This is a genomic window from Erythrobacter sp. W36 (genome assembly GCF_057364935.1).
Window position 1 is genome coordinate 1,133,054 of record NZ_CP200281.1, and the last position, 19,696, is coordinate 1,152,749.

General features: G+C 59.6%; 15 protein-coding genes. 10 read left to right on the top strand and 5 right to left on the bottom strand.

Annotated features, from left to right (window positions below; all coding sequences use genetic code 11):
• Window position 1: 1 nt before the first annotated feature.
• The 4 genes from AC0V6U_RS05600 to AC0V6U_RS05615 all read left to right on the top strand — a co-directional run bounded on the left by AC0V6U_RS05600 (window position 2) and on the right by AC0V6U_RS05615 (window position 5,296).
• Window positions 2-1,225 carry a TIGR03087 family PEP-CTERM/XrtA system glycosyltransferase gene (locus AC0V6U_RS05600; protein ID WP_472645204.1) on the top strand — a complete coding sequence of 408 codons (1,224 nt, stop codon included), beginning with the start codon at window positions 2-4 and terminating at the stop codon, window positions 1,223-1,225.
• Window positions 1,215-2,258, top strand: coding sequence for an exosortase A (xrtA, locus tag AC0V6U_RS05605; RefSeq protein WP_472645205.1), 1,044 nt, complete (start codon window positions 1,215-1,217; stop codon window positions 2,256-2,258). Before AC0V6U_RS05600 ends, xrtA begins: the two co-directional genes overlap by 11 nt.
• A 12-nt stretch (window positions 2,259-2,270) precedes the next feature.
• Window positions 2,271-4,169 (top strand): XrtA/PEP-CTERM system amidotransferase, encoded by a 1,899-nt coding sequence (locus AC0V6U_RS05610; RefSeq protein ID WP_472645206.1) that lies wholly within the window; start codon window positions 2,271-2,273, stop codon window positions 4,167-4,169.
• A 203-nt stretch (window positions 4,170-4,372) separates the two neighbouring features.
• The gene (locus AC0V6U_RS05615) at window positions 4,373-5,296 is read left to right on the top strand and encodes a crotonase/enoyl-CoA hydratase family protein (RefSeq protein ID WP_486169400.1); all 924 of its coding nucleotides are present in this window, start codon (window positions 4,373-4,375) and stop codon (window positions 5,294-5,296) included.
• Window positions 5,297-5,306: 10 nt separating this feature from the next.
• Here the strand turns inward: AC0V6U_RS05615 and zapE are convergent, their stop codons facing one another.
• The 3 genes from zapE to AC0V6U_RS05630 form a co-directional block, all read right to left on the bottom strand.
• Entirely contained in the window at window positions 5,307-6,413 is a 1,107-nt protein-coding gene (gene zapE / locus AC0V6U_RS05620; RefSeq protein WP_472645208.1) for a cell division protein ZapE, read from the bottom strand.
• An 18-nt stretch (window positions 6,414-6,431) separates the two neighbouring features.
• Window positions 6,432-6,740, bottom strand: a complete 309-nt coding sequence (locus AC0V6U_RS05625) for a PaaI family thioesterase (RefSeq protein WP_472645209.1) — start codon at window positions 6,738-6,740, stop codon at window positions 6,432-6,434.
• A 154-nt stretch (window positions 6,741-6,894) separates the two neighbouring features.
• The gene (locus AC0V6U_RS05630) at window positions 6,895-7,686 is read right to left on the bottom strand and encodes a succinate dehydrogenase iron-sulfur subunit (protein ID WP_472645210.1); all 792 of its coding nucleotides are present in this window, start codon (window positions 7,684-7,686) and stop codon (window positions 6,895-6,897) included.
• Between the two features lie 287 nt (window positions 7,687-7,973).
• Here AC0V6U_RS05630 and AC0V6U_RS05635 point away from each other — a divergent pair, with 287 nt between their 5' ends.
• From AC0V6U_RS05635 to AC0V6U_RS05645, 3 genes are all read left to right on the top strand, one after another.
• A complete protein-coding gene (locus AC0V6U_RS05635) occupies window positions 7,974-8,732 on the top strand; it encodes an SDR family NAD(P)-dependent oxidoreductase (RefSeq protein WP_472645211.1) in 759 nt (252 codons plus the stop codon).
• A gap of 367 nt (window positions 8,733-9,099) precedes the next feature.
• Window positions 9,100-10,650 carry a hypothetical protein gene (locus tag AC0V6U_RS05640; RefSeq protein WP_472645212.1) on the top strand — a complete coding sequence of 517 codons (1,551 nt, stop codon included), beginning with the start codon at window positions 9,100-9,102 and terminating at the stop codon, window positions 10,648-10,650.
• A complete protein-coding gene (locus AC0V6U_RS05645; protein ID WP_472645213.1) occupies window positions 10,592-11,365 on the top strand; it encodes a hypothetical protein in 774 nt (257 codons plus the stop codon). Before AC0V6U_RS05640 ends, AC0V6U_RS05645 begins: the two co-directional genes overlap by 59 nt.
• Window positions 11,366-12,162: 797 nt before the next feature.
• Here AC0V6U_RS05645 and AC0V6U_RS05650 read toward each other — a convergent pair.
• Window positions 12,163-13,182, bottom strand: coding sequence for a D-alanine--D-alanine ligase family protein (locus AC0V6U_RS05650; RefSeq protein WP_472645214.1), 1,020 nt, complete (start codon window positions 13,180-13,182; stop codon window positions 12,163-12,165).
• A gap of 282 nt (window positions 13,183-13,464) precedes the next feature.
• Between AC0V6U_RS05650 and AC0V6U_RS05655 the strand changes: the two genes are divergently transcribed.
• Together AC0V6U_RS05655 and AC0V6U_RS05660 are read left to right on the top strand one after the other, a co-directional pair.
• Window positions 13,465-14,838 carry a hypothetical protein gene (locus AC0V6U_RS05655; RefSeq protein ID WP_472645215.1) on the top strand — a complete coding sequence of 458 codons (1,374 nt, stop codon included), beginning with the start codon at window positions 13,465-13,467 and terminating at the stop codon, window positions 14,836-14,838.
• 71 nt (window positions 14,839-14,909) lie between these two features.
• Window positions 14,910-15,545, top strand: coding sequence for a class I SAM-dependent methyltransferase (locus AC0V6U_RS05660; protein WP_472645216.1), 636 nt, complete (start codon window positions 14,910-14,912; stop codon window positions 15,543-15,545).
• 61 nt (window positions 15,546-15,606) lie between these two features.
• On the opposite strand, the gene AC0V6U_RS05665 is transcribed toward AC0V6U_RS05660, so the two are convergent.
• Window positions 15,607-18,339 carry an Rne/Rng family ribonuclease gene (locus AC0V6U_RS05665; protein WP_472645217.1) on the bottom strand — a complete coding sequence of 911 codons (2,733 nt, stop codon included), beginning with the start codon at window positions 18,337-18,339 and terminating at the stop codon, window positions 15,607-15,609.
• A 509-nt stretch (window positions 18,340-18,848) separates the two neighbouring features.
• Between AC0V6U_RS05665 and AC0V6U_RS05670 the strand changes: the two genes are divergently transcribed.
• Window positions 18,849-19,682: an N-acetylmuramoyl-L-alanine amidase family protein gene (locus tag AC0V6U_RS05670; RefSeq protein ID WP_472645218.1), complete on the top strand. Its 834-nt coding sequence runs from the start codon at window positions 18,849-18,851 to the stop codon at window positions 19,680-19,682.
• Window positions 19,683-19,696: the final 14 nt, after the last annotated feature.

Here is a 19,696-nt window from a genome sequence, read left to right on the forward strand (position 1 = left end):
TATGGGCGAGACCCTATTTCTGGCGCACCGCGTTCCGTTTCCGCCCAACCGCGGGGACAAAATCCGCGCGCATCATTTGCTTAAGAAGCTGGCACAGCTTGGGTCGGTCCATGTTGGTTGCTTTGCAGAGAATGCGGAAGACCGCGCAGCCGTGGCCGAGGTCGATGCGATAGCCGCATCACAATGCGTCGTGGATCGGCGCAAGCCGCTAACGCTTGCTGGGGTGGAAGCGGTGCTGACCGGCAAACCCGTCAGCCTCACCGCCTTTCACAGCGCGCGTTTGGAAAGCTGGGTCCAGCAGACACTTTCCAAGCACCCAATCGACACAATCGTCATCTTCTCCGGCCAGATGGGGCAATATGTGCCCGATAGCTTCGCGGGCAGGGTGGAGATCGACCTGTGCGACGTCGATAGCGCCAAGTTTGAAGGCTATGCCAAAGTGGGTGAGCGCGTCTGGCTGAACGCGCGGGAAGGGCGCTTGCTGGCGGCGGAAGAAGAGCGTCTTGGCGTTCGGGCCGACGCCGCCATTCTGATCAGCGAGAACGAAGCTGAGCTATACCGAAGCAGGCTGACCGATCCTTCGCAGGTGAATGTTCAAGTGATTGGCAATGGCATTGATGCCTCCGCCTTTGATCCGGGTGCGGTCGAGCCTCATGTCGAACTGCATGCCCGCAAAGGTCCGCACTTCGTCTTTACCGGTCAGATGGATTACCGCCCCAATGAGCAAGCGGCTGAATGGGTGATTGAGCAATTGCTGCCCGTTATTCGCGCCAGACATCCTGAGGCTGAGTTTCACATCGTTGGGCGCAATCCGACCGCGCGTTTGCTCGGCCATTCGGAGACGCCAGGTCTCACCATTTGGGGTGAGGTGCCCGACGTCAAACCCTTCATCGCGGTAGCGGATTTCGTACTCGCGCCGCTGCTGATCGCGCGCGGCGTTCAGAACAAAGTGCTCGAGGCAATGGCGATGGCCAAGCCTGTGGTTCTAACCCAAGAGGCCGCGACCGGCATTGCCGCCAGCGACGACGAACATTGGCTGGTCGCACCCGCTGACCCAGAGCAAATGGCTGCGCGGATTGAGGCGGCATTGGCCGACCCTGATGCATTGTTCAACCTCGGGGCCTCAGCGCGGCAATTCGTGCTGGATCACCATGCGTGGGATGCGATGCTGGAGCCGCTTGGCGCGTTGATTTCGACCTCAGGCGAGACGCGCGATGCAGCCTGAGAAACTTACGCAGGATTGGCGTCAGCAAAGCATAGCTGACCATGTGCCAAGCGCATGGAAACGGCCGCTTGTGATGCTTGCATTGGCAATCACCGCGCTCGTTGTTTTGGCGGCGCGCGAATGGGGCGAGATGCTGCACCAATGGTGGAACATCGACACCTACAATCACATCCTGCTGGTCCCAGTCATCGTTGGTTGGCTCGTATGGCTGAAACGCGATGAGCTTGGCGCTGCTACAGCGAAAGGTTGGCTGCCCGGTCTCGGCCTGGTCGCCGTCGCGCTAAGCCTATGGACGCTGGGTCGGATCACCGGAATCAACCTCTTCGCCCATGCTGGAGCGGTTGGCGCGATCATGGCCGCGGCGCTTGCCATCATTGGCCCGCGCATTTCCATGCTGCTCGCTCTGCCATTGGCGATGACCGCATTTCTGGTGCCCTTTGGCGATGAGATCATCCCGCCGCTGCAAATGATCACCGCCGAGATTGCAATCTGGCTAACGCTTGCCAGCGGCGTGCCTGCCGAGATCGACGGGATTTACATCAACACTCCTGTAGGCCTGTTTATCGTCGCGGAGGCCTGCTCTGGTGTAAAATTCCTCGTCGCTATGGTCACTCTGGCGGTGCTGATCTGCTTTACGCAATTTACCAGCTGGACCCGTCGCGCGGCTTTCATGTTGGCCGCTATCATCGTCCCAATCCTGGCCAATGGAGTGCGCGCCTGGGGCACGATTTACATCGCACAGAGCCAGGGCGTCGAATTCGCGGAAGGGTTCGATCACATCTTCTATGGCTGGATATTCTTCGCCATCGTTCTGGTGATCATGCTCGCGGGCGCCTGGCGTTTCTTCGAGCGTGATCCAGAAGATGCTGGCTTCACCTCTGAAGAGTTGAGCGCAATACCTTGGATTACCCGTCTAGAGCGCTTCAACGCCAGCCAAGCAGCCATCCTGATCGGCATCACCATTTTGGCGGTGCTCGCGGGAATTGCGGTGGCCCTCACACCGGCTGTCGCCATTGCCGCGCCAATCGGCTAGGCGGCTCAGCCTATGTGCGGGATTGCCGGAATTTTTCATGCGGAAACGCCAAAGCCCGTGGACCCAGCGCGGGTGGAGCGGATGTGCGATGCGTTGGTTCACCGCGGCCCGGATGGCGCAGGCGTTTGGACCGCTCCAGGCATAGGCCTCGGGCACCGCCGCCTTTCGATCATCGACCTTGAAGGCTCTCCGCAGCCAATGGCCAGCGTGGATGGCCGCGCCGTCATCAGCTTCAATGGCGAGATATACAATTACCGCGAGCTGCGCCGCGAGCTGGAGCAATCTGGCGCCCGGTTTAAAACCTCAGGCGACACCGAAGTCATTCTTGCCGCGTGGCAGCGCTGGGGCCCAGATTGCCTCTCGCGCCTCAATGGCATGTTCGCCTTTGCGATATACGATTTGGACAAACGCAGCCTGTTCTTGGCCCGCGACCGGCTCGGCGTAAAACCGCTGTTCCTCGCGCGGTTAAGCGATGGCAGCCTTGCCTTTGCCTCTGAACTTAAGGGCCTGCTCGCTCATCCTTTGCTTCGGCGCAGGCTGAACCCGCAAGCGCTCGATGATTACCTCACATGGGGTTATGTTCCAGACAGCCGTTCGATCCTTGCAGGTGTGGAGAAACTGGCCGCTGGGCATTTCATGCTGCTCGAACATGGTCGGCCGATCAGCGCGCCAAAACGCTGGTGGGATATCAGCTTTGAAGAACGCGAACGCGGGTCGGAGGCGGACCTGTCTGCGCAATTGGTCCATTTAATGCGCGAGGCTGTGCAATCGCGCATGGTCGCCGACGTGCCGCTGGGCGCGTTCCTATCCGGAGGAGTCGATTCCTCCAGCGTTGTGGCCTTGATGAGCGAGGTCAGCGCAGAGCCTGTGCGAACCTGCTCAATCGGGTTTGATGTCGCGGCGCTGGACGAAACGAGCTATGCGCAAACGGTAGCAGAGAAGTTCGGTACCGAACATGAGGCGCGAACGGTCGGGCAAGATGACTTTGGCGCTGTCGATGCTCTGGTCGGCATGTTTGACGAACCCTTTGCCGATGCCTCTGCTCTGCCGACATGGCGGGTGTGCGAGCTCGCGCGTGAAAAGGTGACGGTGGCTCTGTCCGGGGACGGAGCGGACGAAGCCTTCGCAGGATACCGCAGGCAAGTCTTCCACCACCATGAAGAGCGCGTGCGATCGGTCCTGCCCGCTGGTCTCCGGGAACCTGTGTTCGGGGCGCTTGGGCGGGCATGGCCAAAGGCGGATTGGGCACCGAGGCCCTTCCGAGCCAAATCCACTTTGCTTGCGCTCGCTGAAGGGGGCGAGGCCGGTTATGCGCGCGGGCTTTCCGTCAACACTCCTGAACAGCGCGCCGCGCTCTATGATTCAAGCTTTGCCAAGAACCTTCAGGGGTACCGGGGCGAAGATGATCTGATCGCCTTGATGAAAAGCGCTCCGGCGCGCAGCGGGCTCGACCGGGCGCAATATGCGGACCTCAAATTTTGGCTTTCTGGGGATATTTTGACCAAAGTCGACCGCACCAGCATGGCCGTTAGTCTGGAGGCGCGAGAGCCCTTACTTGATCACCGGTTGATTGAATTTGCGGCGCGTCTGCCAGAGAGAATGCGAGTGCGCGGATCGACTGGCAAATACCTTTTGAAGAAGTGCATGGAGCGCTATTTGCCGAGCGATATTCTCTACCGGCAAAAGCAAGGCTTCGTGACGCCAATCGCGAACTGGCTGCGCGGGCCATTGGCAGGATCAGCGCGGGCAATCGCATCCAGCTCTCAGCTTGCCCAGTCAGGCTGGTTTGATCGCAAGCATGTGGCTGAATTGGCTGAAGCTCACATCGCCGGACGCTCAGACAACTCCAGAGTCTTGTGGCAATTGCTGATGCTGGAAAAATCGATCACTCGGCTCGGTGTCAGCGCATAACGACGACTAACGGGACAGCCCTGATTAACCATGCGGTGACCCAAATTGAAACGTAAACACTTGTTGCAGGCATAAATTAGCATTTGCACTTGAAGCCGGGCCGCGCCTAGATCGATCCATATCGGAGTAAATCGGCGATCCAGTCCAATAGGACGAATACAAGATCGAAGCTTCGCCATGGTGGTATTTGGAGCATTTCGAAAATGGATAGCGGGGCAAGCAGGGCAATCCCTTTCACGGACGACGATGAGTTGTTCGCAGAAAGCGCATTGCATGCATCAATTCCACAAGAGTTATTTAAACTCAGCGAAATAGACGTGATGTATGACGACACGTCGAGCACGCTGTGGAGCTATATGAACCCGGCAGACCGTCCCAGTTTTACGCGGGCGATGCTGGACAATTTTGAAGAATGGCAGCGGCAGATTGCACGCGGCTTTGGCCCCGGCAAGGTGCCTTTGCGTTACCTCGTACTCGGCAGCCGTGCATCAGATGTGTTCTGCTTTGGCGGGGACCTCGCGCTTTTCCAAAGATTGATTCGAGAGCGTGATCGCGATGGCTTGGTTAACTATGGCCACCGCTGCTGCGCGATCCTTCACCGCAATTTAGAAGCGCTCGATATTCCGATGTTGACCATCGGCATGGTGCAAGGCGCGGCACTCGGCGGCGGGTTTGAGGCGCTGCTGTCGTTCGACTATATTATAGCGGAAAGAACCGCGACATTTGGCCTGCCAGAGGTGATGTTTGGCCTGTTCCCAGGCATGGGCGCACACGCATTGCTGTCACGCAAGATCGGCAGTGCAATGGCCGAACGTCTGATCATGTCGAACGAGACCTACACGGCGGAGCAAATGTATGAGATGGGCATTGTCCATCAATTGGCCGAACCGGGCGACGGAGTGAATGCGACGCGCGATTTCATCAAGAAGTCTGAGCGCCGCCATGCTGGACTGGTCGGTTCTCGCCGAGCGACGAAGGAGGTTTGGAACCTTCAGCTTTCCGAACTGAACCGCATCACGGAGCTGTGGGCGGATACGGCGCTTGAGCTTCGCGAGCAGGACCTCAAGGTGATGAACCGGCTGACCACGGCGCAAGAGCGACTCGCAGAACGCATCGCCGCCGCATAGGTCGCTTTCGCTAAGCTTCGGCTCCATGTCCGAGCGCTAGGTACTCATCGCTCTGCATTTCTTGCAGGCGGCTTGCTGTGCGCTCAAACTCAAAGCTGCCATCGCCGGCCTGATAGAGCTCGTCTGGCGCGCTCGCGGCGGTCGCAAACAGCTTCACCTTATGCTCGTAAAGAGCATCGATCAGCGTCACAAACCGCGCTGCTTCATTGCGCATTTCCGGGCCCATTTGCGGGATGCCGACGATGATGACGGTGTGGAAATTACGTGCAATCGCGAGGTAGTCTGGAGCGCCGCGCGCCTCTGCGCACAGCCGCTTGAAACTGAATACGCCCACGCCTTTCAAGGACTTGGGCACGTGGATTGTGCGTTTGCCGCCCACTTCCAGCTCCTGCGAAGGCACGTGCTCGGCATCCTCTGGCGCAAAGTCCGTCATCCGGAAGAACACCTCTCGCACCGCATCGGTTGCCGCATCGCCTAGCGGCGTATACCAGGTCTTGAGATCGCCAATCCGGTCAAGCCGGTAGTCGGTCGGGCCATTGAGGCTGACCACGTCGAGTTCAGCCTCAATCAAGTCGATGAACGGCAGGAAGTGCTCTCGGTTGAGGCCATCCTTGTAGAGATCCTGGGGAGGGCGGTTTGAGGTCGTAACAATCGCCACATTGTGCGTGTTGATGATCCGCGCGAACAGACGGCTCATGATCATCGCATCGGCAGAGTTGTTCACCACCATCTCGTCAAAGGCGAGGCAGCGCAGATGGCCTGCAAGCCGCTGTGCCGCAACCGGAATGGGATCGCCGCTTTCGGTCCTGCGCGCTTCCCTCAGCTCAGCATGCACCTCTTGCATGAAGGCGTGGAAGTGGACGCGCCGCTTCTCTTTTATCGAGAGGCGTTCATGGAACAGGTCCATCAGCATCGACTTACCGCGCCCAACCCCGCCGAACATGTAGACACCTTGCGGACGGACCTTCTTCGCGCCGAACAGCTGAGACAGTAGCCCGCCAGAGGTCTCCGCCTCCAAGTCCTTCTGCAACCGATCAAGCCGCTCCGCAGCGCGCCTCTGGTCCGGATCGGGCCTAAGCTCGCCATTGGCAATCAGACGTTCGTAACGCGCCAGCATGGCTTTACTCAGCGCTGCTCATGCGCGCGGCTTCATCTTGCGCACAATGCCGGAATAGCTCGCGACCACATCGGCGTCCTGCACCACCTGCCCGCGCAGGAACAGCATGCGGCCGGTCTCGCGCACGATCTCCGTCACCGCATCGAGCGGCCGCTTAGGATCCCCGCCGCCCACGAACTGCGTCGAAAGCTCCAGCGTTACTGAGGGGCCGGCATTCCCGCTGCCCACCACATGCATCGTTGTAAACATGGAGATATCGATCAGGCTGAGCGTCACCGCGCCGTGGATGATGCCCTGCAGGTTCTCATGCCGCCGCTCCGGGAACATGCGCAGCTAAGCACTTGCCCCCTCTGGCCGCGTGATCAGCTTCCCCATCACTGCGCCATTGAACAGCGTCTGGTCTTTCAGATTCCAGTGATTCCAACCCGGATTGTCAGGATCGGGGGTATGCTCGAATACCTCGTCGTCTAACGTCACCGGATCAGATTTCGCGCTCTGCCATCATCTTCTTGGTCTCTGCAATCGCCTTTGCTGGCGAGAGGCCTTTCGGGCAGACATTGGCGCAGTTCATGATCGTGTGACAGCGATACAGGCGGAAGGGATCCTCCAACTGATCGAGCCGCTCACCCGTCATCTCATCGCGGCTATCCGCGAGCCAGCGGTACGCCTGAAGCAGGATCGCAGGGCCCAGGAACTTGTCAGAATTCCACCAATAGCTCGGGCAGCTGGTCGAACAGCAAGCGCACAGAATGCACTCATAAAGCCCATCCAATTGCTCGCGCTGCTCCGGCGTTTGCAACCGCTCTTTACCCGAAGGTGTCGGCGTAACCGTCTGAAGCCATGGGCGAATGGACGCATATTGCGCATAGAAGTGCGTGAAGTCCGGCACCAAGTCCTTGATCACATCCATATGCGGCAGAGGGGTGATGCGAACCTCACCCTTCAGGTCTTCAATCGCGGTCGTGCACGCCAGGCCATTCTTGCCATTCATGTTCATCGCGCAAGACCCGCAGATCCCCTCGCGGCAAGAGCGACGGAAGGTGAGGGTGGGATCAACCTCGTTCTTGATCTTGAACAGCGCGTCGAGCACCATCGGACCGCAATTGTCGAGATCGATCTCAAACTTGTCATAGCGCGGGTTGTCGCCGCTATCGGGATCATAGCGATAGATCTTGAACGACTTCGCGCGGCCAGCGTTGGCGTCCTCTGGGGCCTTGTGCACTTTGCCCTGCTTGCTGATCTTTGAGTTCTTAGGAAGCGTGAAAGTCGCCATTACAAATCTGATCCCATTGCCTTGTGACACCTATCTAACGCCTTAGCGCGCGAGGGCAAGACGCGGAGTGTTGCGAGTATGACCACAATTGTTGAGTAACGTTCACGGTGCCCGGTCACCGCCCATGCCCTCAACGCTTCGTCGCGCGTAAGCCACGCTTGGAACGCCTGGAACACAGTCCTAGCGGCGAAAACCAATCGATCAAAACCGCCCGATTGATCGAGAAAACCGATCAGCCAATTGCGGGATATGCGGAACCTACACGCCATTGCCGCCTTTTACCTCGCATGAGCGATGTAGGACACAGCAATTCGGATGGCTCCACCCCTTGGCCAGCCACCGCCGCCGTCTTTGGCGCGGGCGGAGGGATTGGCCGCGCTCTGTGCGAAGCGCTGGCGCAAGGCGGCACACAGCGGATCTACGCCGGATCGCGCGCGGGCACTGAGCCATCGGGCGAGGGCATCATCCCCTTTGCCTTTGACCTACAGGACGAGGCCAGCATCGCACGCGCCGCCAGCATGATGCAGGACACCCCGCCGCAAATGATCATCATCGCCACCGGCGTGCTGACCTTGGCCGATGGGCGCGGGCCAGAGCGGACCTACAAACGCCTCGACCCCGCCACGATGGCGGAGGTGCTGGCGCTCAACACCATCGGCCCGGCGATGATCGCCAAGCACATGTTGCCGCTGCTCCCGCGTGAGGGTCGAGGTGTGTTCGCGGCTTTATCGGCCCGCGTCGGCTCAACCTCGGACAACGGGCTGGGCGGATGGCACAGTTACCGCGCCTCGAAAGCCGCGCTCAATATGTTGCTCAAAAACTTCGCACTGGAAATGGCCCGCACGCACAAGGAAAGCGTGGTTGTCGGCCTGCACCCCGGGACCGTCGACAGCGCTCTGTCAGAGCCTTTCCAAAAGGGCCTGCCCGACGGCCAATTGTTCACGCCTGCAAAATCCGCCGCGCATCTGCTCGATGTGCTGAGCGGCCTGGATGCGGCCCACAGTGGCCGAGTGTTCGATTGGAAGGGCGTGGAAATTCTCAGCTGAGCCTCAATCCCGCGCCCCCATTCTCCGAATCAAGGTGATTCGCGCGGCGTTGCAGTGATTCGCTTTGGCCAGAGAAAATTCGGCCAAAATCGCGCCAAAATCCAAAAAAGCCCATTTTTCGCAAAAAAAGTGGCCGAAAACGCAAATTACAACGCTTTTTACAACGCTTTTACAACGCTCATTACAACGGTCGCCTGTCATCACCTGTCGTGAAGACGAGGCGCCCTGCCGGTGAGGTGTGGTTGATTGGTCAACGTACGACCCTTCCAATCGGTCACACCTCATTGGGCCGCTCTATTATATGGGCAGCAACCAAAAGTGCCTCGTCTTGAATGTGAAAACCACGATCAAGACAGGGACATTACCTATGAAAAAGACACTTCTGCTTTCGACCGCCGCCACAGCAACTTTGGCTGCGCTGACTTTCCAACCCGCACCTGCGCAGGCCGAAACCTGCCTGCTTGACACCAATGGTGATGGCAATGCCGATACAAATGTCGATACCACTGGCGGTGCCACCGACGATAATGGTGATGATGACACGCTCGCTTGCGGAGTGGGCGCGGACGCATCGTCACTCAGGGGAACAGCGATTGGCGCAGACTCGGTTTCCACTGGGGGAAATTCAACGGCAATTGGCACTATCAGCCGAGCTACAAGTGTACAAACCACTGCAGTAGGCGTTTCGGCAAATGCGAGCGGCGCCAATTCGAGTGCATTCGGCGTTAACAGCCTCGCCTCTGGGTCTGGGTCTACAGCAATTGGCGTGGCTACGAATGCTACGCAAACTGGCACAACAGCCATCGGCGGTGATGGCGGCGATGCAGACATTTTGGGCGCGCAAGCCACTGATATTAATTCCACGGCCATTGGTTCAGATGCCGTGGCGAGCATGTTTGGCACCACGGCTGTTGGAGCCGGGTCTGAGGCCAGTGGAGATATTTCGACCGCGGTCGGCTCGGGCGCGATAGCCAGCGGTGCTGCTGCAAGCGCTTTTGGCGCAAGCGCTTTTGCGACCGGAAATGAATCGGTTGCTCTTGGTTCACAATCCGAAGCCGGTGGATTCAGCTCTATCGCAATTGGCGATTTTGCCTTCACAGATTCTTTTTTAGGCACCGCAATTGGCAGCGAGGCTGCTGCGACCGGAGACTCCGCAGTAGCGCTTGGTCACAGTTCTGAGGCCAGCGGGATAGGAGCCATTGCCATTGGCGGAAATCAAGATGGCGAAATCGGCTCAGGCGCGCAGGCAACCGGCGAAGGCGCTGTCGCTTTGGGCGCGAGTGCTGACGCCCTGTCAGACGATTCGATTGCAATCGGTCGCGCTGCCAGCACAACCTCAGGAGGAGCGATTGCTATTGGGCAGGATGCAGCCGCAGAAGGCTCAGGGGCTGTAGCGCTCGGCGAGCGCTCATCTGCTTCTGGGACATTTGCGACAAGTGTCGGTTTGATCAGCAGCGCGACCGGGGACGGAGCTTCCGCCTTCGGCGCGGGAGCCGATGCGACCGGCGGAACCTCTGTGGCAGTTGGCTTCAGTTCAGCCGCCAGCGCAACGGGCGCCACCGCGATTGGCGGCAACTTGGGTTCAGAAGTAGCCCCTGGTGCACAGGCAACGGCCACTGGCGCAACGGCAATTGGTGCGACAGCCCAGGCCACAGCCGAGCGCGCCACTGCTTTGGGCACGGGCGCCATTGCCAGTGCCACCGGTGCAATCGCGATTGGAACGGATGAGACTGACGGCAGTGCAAGCGCGTCGGAAAGAAACGCAATTGCGATTGGAACCGGTGCTTTCGCTTTTGGTGGCGATGCAGCCGTTGCGATTGGTTCCTCTGCCCAAGCGAGGGACGAAGGGGCGACCGCAATTGGCCGATTTACGAATGCTGCCGGTGCAAGCAGCTTTGCCGCGCGGCGACAGCTCTGACGCGATAGGGGCTGCTTCAATCGCGATTGGCGGCCGGTCGCCGGAATCCGGCGAAGGCGGAGGTGCTGATGCAAGGGGGACTGACGCCATCGCGCTTGGGGCGAGTTCCAGCACAACAACAGACGGCGCGGTCGCATTGGGCGCAGGAGCCTTTAGTAATGGCCTGGATGCGGTGGCCGTGGGCAGGCGATCCGTTGCGCAGAATGTTGGCGCTACCGCGCTAGGAGTGGATGCGGATGCGACTGGTGTAGGTACCTTTGCCGGTGCCGCCAGAGCGCAGGCGACTGCTGCCGGCGCGGTTGCGCTGGGCGCGGATGCGGTGGCGAATGCTGAGGACAGCTTTGCCGGTGCTGCTGGAGCGAGCGCGACTGGCAACAGGAGCATTGCTCTGGGTGTGGATACCAGTTCAGCCGGTACGTCATCGATTGCGATTGGCGGCGACGGCGCGGATGAAGATGGGCTTGGCGCTCAGGCAACGGCTTCTTTTGCGGCGGCAGTCGGATCGGATGCGGTGGCCAGCGGGTTTGGCGCCAGCGCTTTTGGGGTGAACGCGCAAAGCACACGGACCTTCTCCGCGGCCTTTGGCCGCAACTCTGCGGCTACCGCGAACAATGCGGTTGCCTTTGGTAATGCGGCGACCGCGAGCGGTGCGTCAGCGATGGCTCTTGGCAGGGCTGCAGAAGCGAGCGGAACAATCTCTATCGCGGTTGGCTAAGCTTGCCAATGCTTCGGGAGAAGCAGCAGCGGCGATCGGCGCAGAGGCGGCCGCAGCGGGGCTTGATGCAACAGCCATTGGCGCGACAGCGAATGCCAGCGGCGGGCGGACAACAGCGATTGGCTTTGCGGCAGATGCAACGGGCGTGAATTCCACAGCAGTGGGCCGCGGGGCGAGTGCGGGCTTTGCCAGCTCAACGGCGATTGGCCGCGATGCGACGACAACAGCCGGGAACCAAGTGACATTGGGCGGCGCGGGTTCATCGGTGCGCATTGGCGATATTGCTGCATCGACAGATGCTCAGGTTGGTCCTGTTGATGCGGTGACCGTAGACGCCAACGGCACACTGGGCCGTCAAAGCGTGGCCACCGCCGCCTCGGTCGATAACGTACGGGTGGCGCTCAATGCGGTTGCGCAAGTCTCCACGGCGCAATTCGATGCGCTGTCGGGGCGGGTCAGCACTCTGTTCGATCTGACCAACACAATCGACCGAGACGCGCAGCGCGGCATTGCCTCGATCGCAGCGCAAGCCAACCCGCACTTCCCAAGCGCAGCGGGCAAGACGAGCTACGCCAGCAACGTGGCAACCTACCGCGGCGAGGTGGGCTTCTCAGCAGGCCTGATGCACCGCTTTGAAGGCGATTTCGCTATCACAGCAGGAGTCACCTACGCCGCAGCGGCAATTCCACCAGCGTACGCGCAGGTGTCGCGGGGGAGTTCTAAGACTAAAGTCAAAGAGAGTGGAGGGCGGGCGCTGCGTGATGTCCGCTCTTCACCGCAATTTGGGATAATCCCGCTCAGACAATTCCGTTCCGCTGCAAGCCCTCAGCGATCAGCGTTTCGATCAGGTCTTCCTGACTCCATCCGGCAAGCTCCGCCGCGCGGCCAAAGACCTTTTGCGACCACAGATTGCAGTTGAGGTTGAGCTCCAGGAAGGTGATCTCGCCCGTGTCCTCGTTCACACGGAATTCGAACCGGCCATAATCAAACGGGCGGTATTCTTCCCAGCTGCGCTTGGTCAGCTCGGCGATCTTCGCAGTCAGTTCTGGGTGCTCAAAATGCTCGAGCGCGTATTTCTGGCTGCGGTCGACCAGATCGCGCTTTTCCTGATAGGTGCGCAGATGCGACGGGTCCGCCTGGCGGAAGATCATCATCGGCAGTATCTGCGGTTCACCATTGATGGTGACGACTGGCACTTCGACATCGCTGCCATCCAGGAACGGCTCAACAATCGCGTCTTGCCCGCCATTGCTCTCGTCATTGTGGATGCGCTCCACAGCAGCCTTCACGCCCGCCCAATCGCGCGCGTCACCCACGCCCCAGCTTGCCGACGAAGCATTGGGTTTGATCACATAGCGATCCGCCTTAGGGCATTTTGCCTGCTCAATCGGAGCGCCTTTGCGGTAAATCGCCCAAGGCGCGGTCGGAACGCCCGCATCCACGGCTGCGCGCTTCGCCAAATGCTTGTCATCCGACAGGCCGCGAAGGATCGGGCTGGCGCCGAGATAGGGAATGCCCGCGCGCTCACAAAGCAGCGGCACCAGCATTTCTGAATTGAAAAAGCCCGCGCGGTTGAGCAGCGGAAAGACGAAATCCATATCCTTCGGCGGATCAAACAGGATATCGAACGTCTGCGTAATAGTCAGCTTCAGCCCAAGCCCCTCCAGCACCTCACGCATTTCGCGGTGGTACATCGCATGGTTGCCATCCTCAGGATGTATCTCCCCCTCCCACAGCGCGTTTTTCGCAAGGAACAGGATATGCACGCGCTTTTTGACCTCATCGGGAATGCGCAAAGGGGTGAGCGTGTCTGTCATGTTTTCATGCCTAGCAAGCGGTTTGGAGCCGCGCATTTACGGCGGCGGGACGAGCGGCGCCAGCGGAAAACTTACCCGGGTAATCAACCGGTCCGGCGTGGTTGCTCTTCCCATCGCTTATGACCGTGAATATAGCAACGCTGGGTCGCATTTAATAAACCGCGGGAACGGTCGCTCATCACAACGATAAAATACAACAGACCCGAAAACGGGCTTGATCGAACGCCAGAATGTGACGCTTTGGTTCGCGCGCTGTCCTCTGGAGGGGACGAGCGGATCACTTTGAACGCGGGTACAGGCCTCAACAAATATCATTCTGCGCCCTATCCGCGCGATGTGGTGGCCTATTCCTCCTCCACGGTCAGCGATATTTCCGGTCCTGCTTTTTCGCATCTCCTGGCGCTGGAAGCAGCAAAGCACCGCCCGAAATATTCAGACCAGCTGGATGGCCTGAGGCAGCGGATCAAAGCCGCTTATTCTCTGTGTGCAACAAGCGAGATCGTGTTCGCGGCCTCCGGCACTGATCTGGAATATGTTGCGCTGGCCAGCGTGCATGGCCGCGCATCTGGCGGTATCCACAATATCCTGCTCGGCGCGGATGAGATCGGCAGTGGCTGCATCCACTCCGCTCATGGGCGCTATTTTGCTGAGGCGACGGCTCTCGGCATTGCCTCAACTCCGCGCGAAGATGTTGCGGGTTGCTGCCCGATCAGCCTGGTCGATGTACCGGTCCGCTGCACCGAAGGTGTCGCTTGTTCCAGCGCGGAGATCGCCCAGAGCCTCGCGAGCGAGATTGAGCTTGCCAAAGCCTCAGATCGCCACGCTCTGGTGCACATTGTCCATGGTTCAAAGACCGGGCTGGTCCTGCCCGATCTCACCGACCTCGACGAGCTACAGGCGCGTTACGGCGAGCATGCGACCTTTGTTGTTGATGCTTGCCAAGCCCGCATCACCAGCCCCGCAATTGCGGCCTATATAGAGCGCGGCTGCATTGTTCTGCTGACCGGATCGAAGTTTATGGGCGCGCCGCCGTTCAATGGCTTTGCCGTTGTGCCCTCCGCCGTGGCCGCCCGAGCGACGCCACTGCCCCGTGGATTTGCGCAAATCTTCAACCGGGCCGAATTTCCCGATAGCTGGCCGGGCGCCCAGGCATTGGGCGAGGGCGAGAACCGCTCGCTCGCCCTGCGTTTGGAAGCCGCCGTGTTTGAGCTTGAGCGGTTTCAGCGGATCGCGCCAGACCGAGTTGAAGCAATGATCGCGGCGTTTGAAGCGGCGTTTCAGGCACTGATTATCGAGCCGCTTGGCATAAAGCGCGTGCTGCCCAACTTCACCTCTGCCGAGGGTGCTCAGCTCGATCTGCCGATTGAAATGCGCACTCTGGTGACGCTCGATGTCAGCATGCTGCCGGGTCTGCGCACCTTTGATGATGCGCAGGCGCTGCATAAAGAGCTCGCCCATGATGGCGTGCGCCTTGGCCAACCGGTCAAATGTGTGCGGCAAGATGGCGGGTGGGGCGGCACTTTGCGGGTTGGCCTGTCCATGCCAATCATGAGCGCGTGGGCTGAGATGAGCGCGGCTGAGGTCGAGCGCCACCTCGCGCATGATCTGGGGCTGGTTGCGGACAAATTGCGGGAGAAGACGCTGACCTTCGCCTGATCACAAGCGCATGATTGGCTTTTAGAAAAACTGCGGTACACTGACCTCCTGTTGGTCTTGGGAGGGTGCCGATGGCCGTTCAAGAATGGTATGATGCGCATATAATGCCGCGCCTCGTCGGATTTGCATGCGCGCAGGGCCAAGTGATGAAACGCCGCTCAAAGGTCGTGCCGCTCGCTCGCGGCGATGTGTTTGAGCTGGGCTGCGGCGGCGGGCTAAACCACCAGTTTTATGATCGCGGTGCCGTCACCAGCTTTGCCGGGATTGATCCGCATGGGGCGCTGCTCGACCAAGCAAGAGCCGCAGCGGAGGCTAAAGGCTGGCCCGCTGACATTCGTGAAGGGGTAGGTGAGGCAATTCCCTTTGCAGACCGATCGTTTGACAATGTGGTGTGCACATTCACTCTATGCACGGTCGAAGATCCGGCTCAGGTGATGTCAGAAATGCGCCGCATCCTAAGACCCGGCGGGCAAGTGCTGTTCCTGGAGCATGGCCGCGCGCCGGACCCGGACGTGGCCAAATGGCAGGATCGGATTGAGCCGATCTGGAAAAAGCTCGCAGGCGGGTGCCATCTGACGCGGCCCATCGGTTCGGCTCTGCGAGGGGCGGGTTTTGATGTGGAGCCGCATGGGCAGGGTTACCTGCCAAAGGCTCCCAAGTTTGCGATGTGGAACGAATGGGGCGTGGCGCGCAAGCCGGGGATGTAGTTATCATCCCCGGCTTACGATTGCCGCTATAGAACTGAACTTACTCAGCTAAAGCGCGATATTACTCGCCAAATGTCCGCTGCCACCAGCCACGCTTAGCCTTGCCGCCAGCAGCTGGTGCTTCTTCAGCAACCTCTGTTTTCGGTTCAGCAGGCGCGCTCTCGCTTGCCGAAGCTTCGGTGTCTGCCTTGGCCGCAGGTTTTTTCTTAGCGCGCGGCTTGGCCGGAGCCTTCTTTTTAGCAGGCGCCTTTTTCTTGGCCGGTGCTTCGTCAGCTTCTGCCTCAGGAGCATCCGCCACTTCTGCAGCTTCCTCAGGCTTCTTCTTTGCCCGTGATGCCCGCTTGCGCTTCGGTTTCTCTTCGGCAGGCGCTTCATCTGCAGGAGCATCTTCAGCTGGAGCCGCTTCGGTCTCAGCTTCCGGCTCAGGCTTTTTCTTGGCCCGCGAAGCGCGCTTGCGCTTTGGCTTCTCGTCGGCAGGCGCTTCTTCGGTCGCAGCTTCGTCAGCAGGTGCCGCTTCCGCTTCGTCTGAGCTTGCTTCTACGCTCTCGGCTGCTTCCTCAGATGCGTTGTCGCCTTCCTTGCGGCGGCGACCACGGCCACCACGGCGGCGGCGGCGCTTTGGCTTATCTTCGCCATCATCGTCGTTGGAGGCTTCACGCCCGCCATCGCGATTGTCGCCATCTTCGCTGTCGTCATTGGCTGCATCATCACCGCGATTTTCGTCGCGGTTCTTGTTGCGGCCCCGGCCACCACGGCGGCGGCGGCGACGCTTTTTCTTCGGCGCGTCATCATCGTCATCGTCTTCGTCGAAGCTCTCTTCCGGCAGATCATCATCGTCATCTTCATCGACGATGGGCTCAAATTTCGGTGCGTGCGTTGGGCGAGGGCCAGCACTGGCCACGCTCATCTTCGCGCCTTCGTCTTCGCCTTCGGGGACGACTTCGACATTCACGCCGTAACGGTCTTCAATCTCAGCGAGATCGCTGCGTTTGGCGTTGAGCAGGTAAACCGCCGCTTCTGTGCTGGCAGACAAGCGAATGATTGTGCCTCTGCCCTTGGCTGCTTCGTCCTCGATAATGCGAAGAGCAGACAGGCCTGCAGAAGAAGCGGTGCGAACCAGACCAGTGCCATCGCAATGCGGGCATTCGCGGGTTGTCGCCTCAAGCACGCCGGTCCGCAGACGCTGGCGGCTCATTTCCATCAGGCCAAAGCCAGAGATGCGGCCCACTTGGATGCGGGCACGGTCACTCTTCAGAGCTTCCTTCATCTGCTTTTCGACTTTGCGGACGTTGGAATTGTATTCCATGTCTATGAAGTCGATCACGACGAGGCCAGCCATATCGCGCAAGCGCAATTGACGGGCGATTTCGCGCGCCGCCTCTAGGTTGGTGGCAACGGCGGTTTGTTCAATGCCGTGCTCTTTGGTGGAGCGGCCGGAGTTGATGTCGATTGAGACCAAAGCCTCGGTCGGGTTGATGACCAGATAACCGCCCGATTTGAGCTGGACCACTGGATCATACATCGCCCGCAATTGATCCTCTGCGCCGTAGCGCTGGAACAGTGGAACGGGATCGGAATAGGCTTTCACCCGGCGCGCGTGGCTGGGCATGAGCATCTTCATGAAGCTCTTGGCCGACTTATAGCCTTCCTCGCCCTCAACGATCACTTCCTCAATCTCGCGATTGTAGATGTCGCGGATCGCCCGCTTGATCAGATCGCTGTCAGAATGGACCAGCGACGGCGCGGTGGAGGACAGCGTCTTTTGACGGATCTCGTCCCACAAACGGGCTAGGTAATCAAAGTCACGCTTGATCTCGGTCTTGGTGCGGCTGATGCCAGCGGTCCGAACGATCAGGCCCATGGTCTTGGGCAGCGAGAGATCGGACACGACTTGCTTCAAACGCTTGCGATCAGACGAAGAATTGATCTTGCGGCTGATCCCGCCGCCGTGTGAGCTGTTTGGCATCAGCACAGTGTAACGGCCCGCGAGGCTGAGATAGGAGGTGAGGGCTGCGCCCTTGTTCCCGCGCTCTTCCTTCACGACCTGAACCAGGATCACCTGGCGGCGCTGGATAACGTCTTGGATCTTGTAGCGGCGGCGCAGCGCCATACGCTTGGCGCGCACTTCGTCGACTTCTTTCGCGCGGCTGCGGCTTTTCTTGCTGTCGCCTTTTCCGCCTTGGCGGCGGCGACCATTGCGCCCTCGGCGACCGCGTCCACGGCGCGGCTTGTCGTCTTCCTCGGAGTTTTCTTCGTCAGATGTCTCGCCATCTTCGGCGTCATCGTCTGAGCTGTCGTCGTCGTCATCATCGTCGTCATCGCCATCGACGGTGCCTTCTTCGATGGTGGCGACTTTGTCTTTTTCAGAGGTGTCGATCTCTTCCATGCCGTCTTCGGCGAGATCTTCTGCCAGAGCTTCAGCGGATTCGTCCTCGGCGTCATATTCTTCGCCAGGGACATTGCCTTCGTCCTCTTCCTCAGCGCGCAGGCGCGCCTCTTCTTCGGCGGCCTCCGCTTCTTCAGCGAGCAAGCGCTCCCGATCATCCTGAGGGATCTGGTAATAGTCCGGGTGAATTTCGCTAAAGGCGAGGAAGCCATGCCGGTTTCCGCCAAAGTCGACAAAAGCCGCCTGCAGCGATGGTTCTACCCGGGTAACTTTGGCTAGATAAATATTGCCTTTGATCTGCTTGTGTTCGGCAGATTCAAAGTCGAACTCCTCAATCCGGTTGCCTTTTAGTACCGCCACCCGGGTCTCTTCCGAGTGGCGCGCATCGATTAGCATGCGCGTTGCCATTATGTTGTCTCCACGCGCCTATGGCGGCTCGGTGGCCGCTCATAAAACGCAATTTGTATGATGAAACGGCTCGCCAAATGTCTTGGAAGACATCGCTAGAGCCGGTCGATTTATCGGATCCCCGAGCACCAATTGCGCGGGGTTTGATGAATGTGTCTGCTGCGGCAAGAGTGCGGGATTGACCAAATTCATGGCCCCCGTTTCGGCTCGCACAAACCGTCGCCAGCGCCGGGCGCTGCGACTGGAATTGCGAGGAGAAGCGTCTCGTCACTGCATCAACCTGTTAAGTGGCCTTGGCAAAAGGGTTCTGCCCAGGCGTCGAGAACAAATTGGCGAGTCGCACCGGGCTATCCCACCGCGCCTAGCCAATTTTTCGATGAAATCCTGTTAGCATCGTGGGTTAGATGCCGCAACCATATTGCGTTCTCCTATCACAACACACTACGCCATTATGGATATGTCACTGCGCACGCTGATCCTGATGGTTATCCTGCTGCTTAGCCCTGCTGGTGGGCGGGGCGATCGCGGCGGGCGTGAAGATCCCGGTTCCGCAACTCGGCCGCGACTATGTTCAGCGCATTAGTCTTGGCGGGGAGGGCGGACCGCTGGCTTTGCCGGACATCACCGGCCCGGACGATATGACCCGCCCGCTGATCGTGATCGATGCAGGGCATGGCGGGCGCGATCCAGGCGCGGTCGGCGAGACGCCCGATGGCCAAGTTGTTCGCGAAAAGGATGTAACGCTCGCAATAGCATTGGAGCTGCGCGACCAATTGCTGGCGGATGGCGGTATTCGAGTGGCCATGACGCGCAGCGATGACAGCATTGTACCACTGGGCGACCGGCCAGAGATCGCGCGGCAATTGAACGCCGACTTGTTCGTCTCGATCCACGCCGATTCCGCTGGCGGCACAACCGATGTCTCTGGCGCGAGCATTTACACTCTATCGTCCGAGGCCTCGAGTGAAGCCGCCGCCCGGTTCGCCGCGCGAGAGAACGATGCTGACCGCGTGAACGGTCTCGCGATTGACGGGCAAAGCGAAGAGGTCAGCGCGATCTTGGTCGAATTGTCGCAGCAGCAGACACAGGACAGCTCATCCGATCTCGCCTCGCTGATCGTTCGTGAAGGCGAGGGGGAACTCGCCTTTGTCAGCACGCCTCAGCGCTCCGCTGCTTTAGCCGTTCTGAGAGCTCCCGACGTACCCTCGGTTCTATTTGAGAGCGGTTTTGTGACTAACCAAGCCGACCGTGCGCGCCTCACCACGGAAGAAGGTCGCGCGACCTACGCCCGTGTTTTGGCACGCGCGATCCGTATTTATTTCGCGCGGCGAGCGGAGAGATAAACGCGTCCACTGAT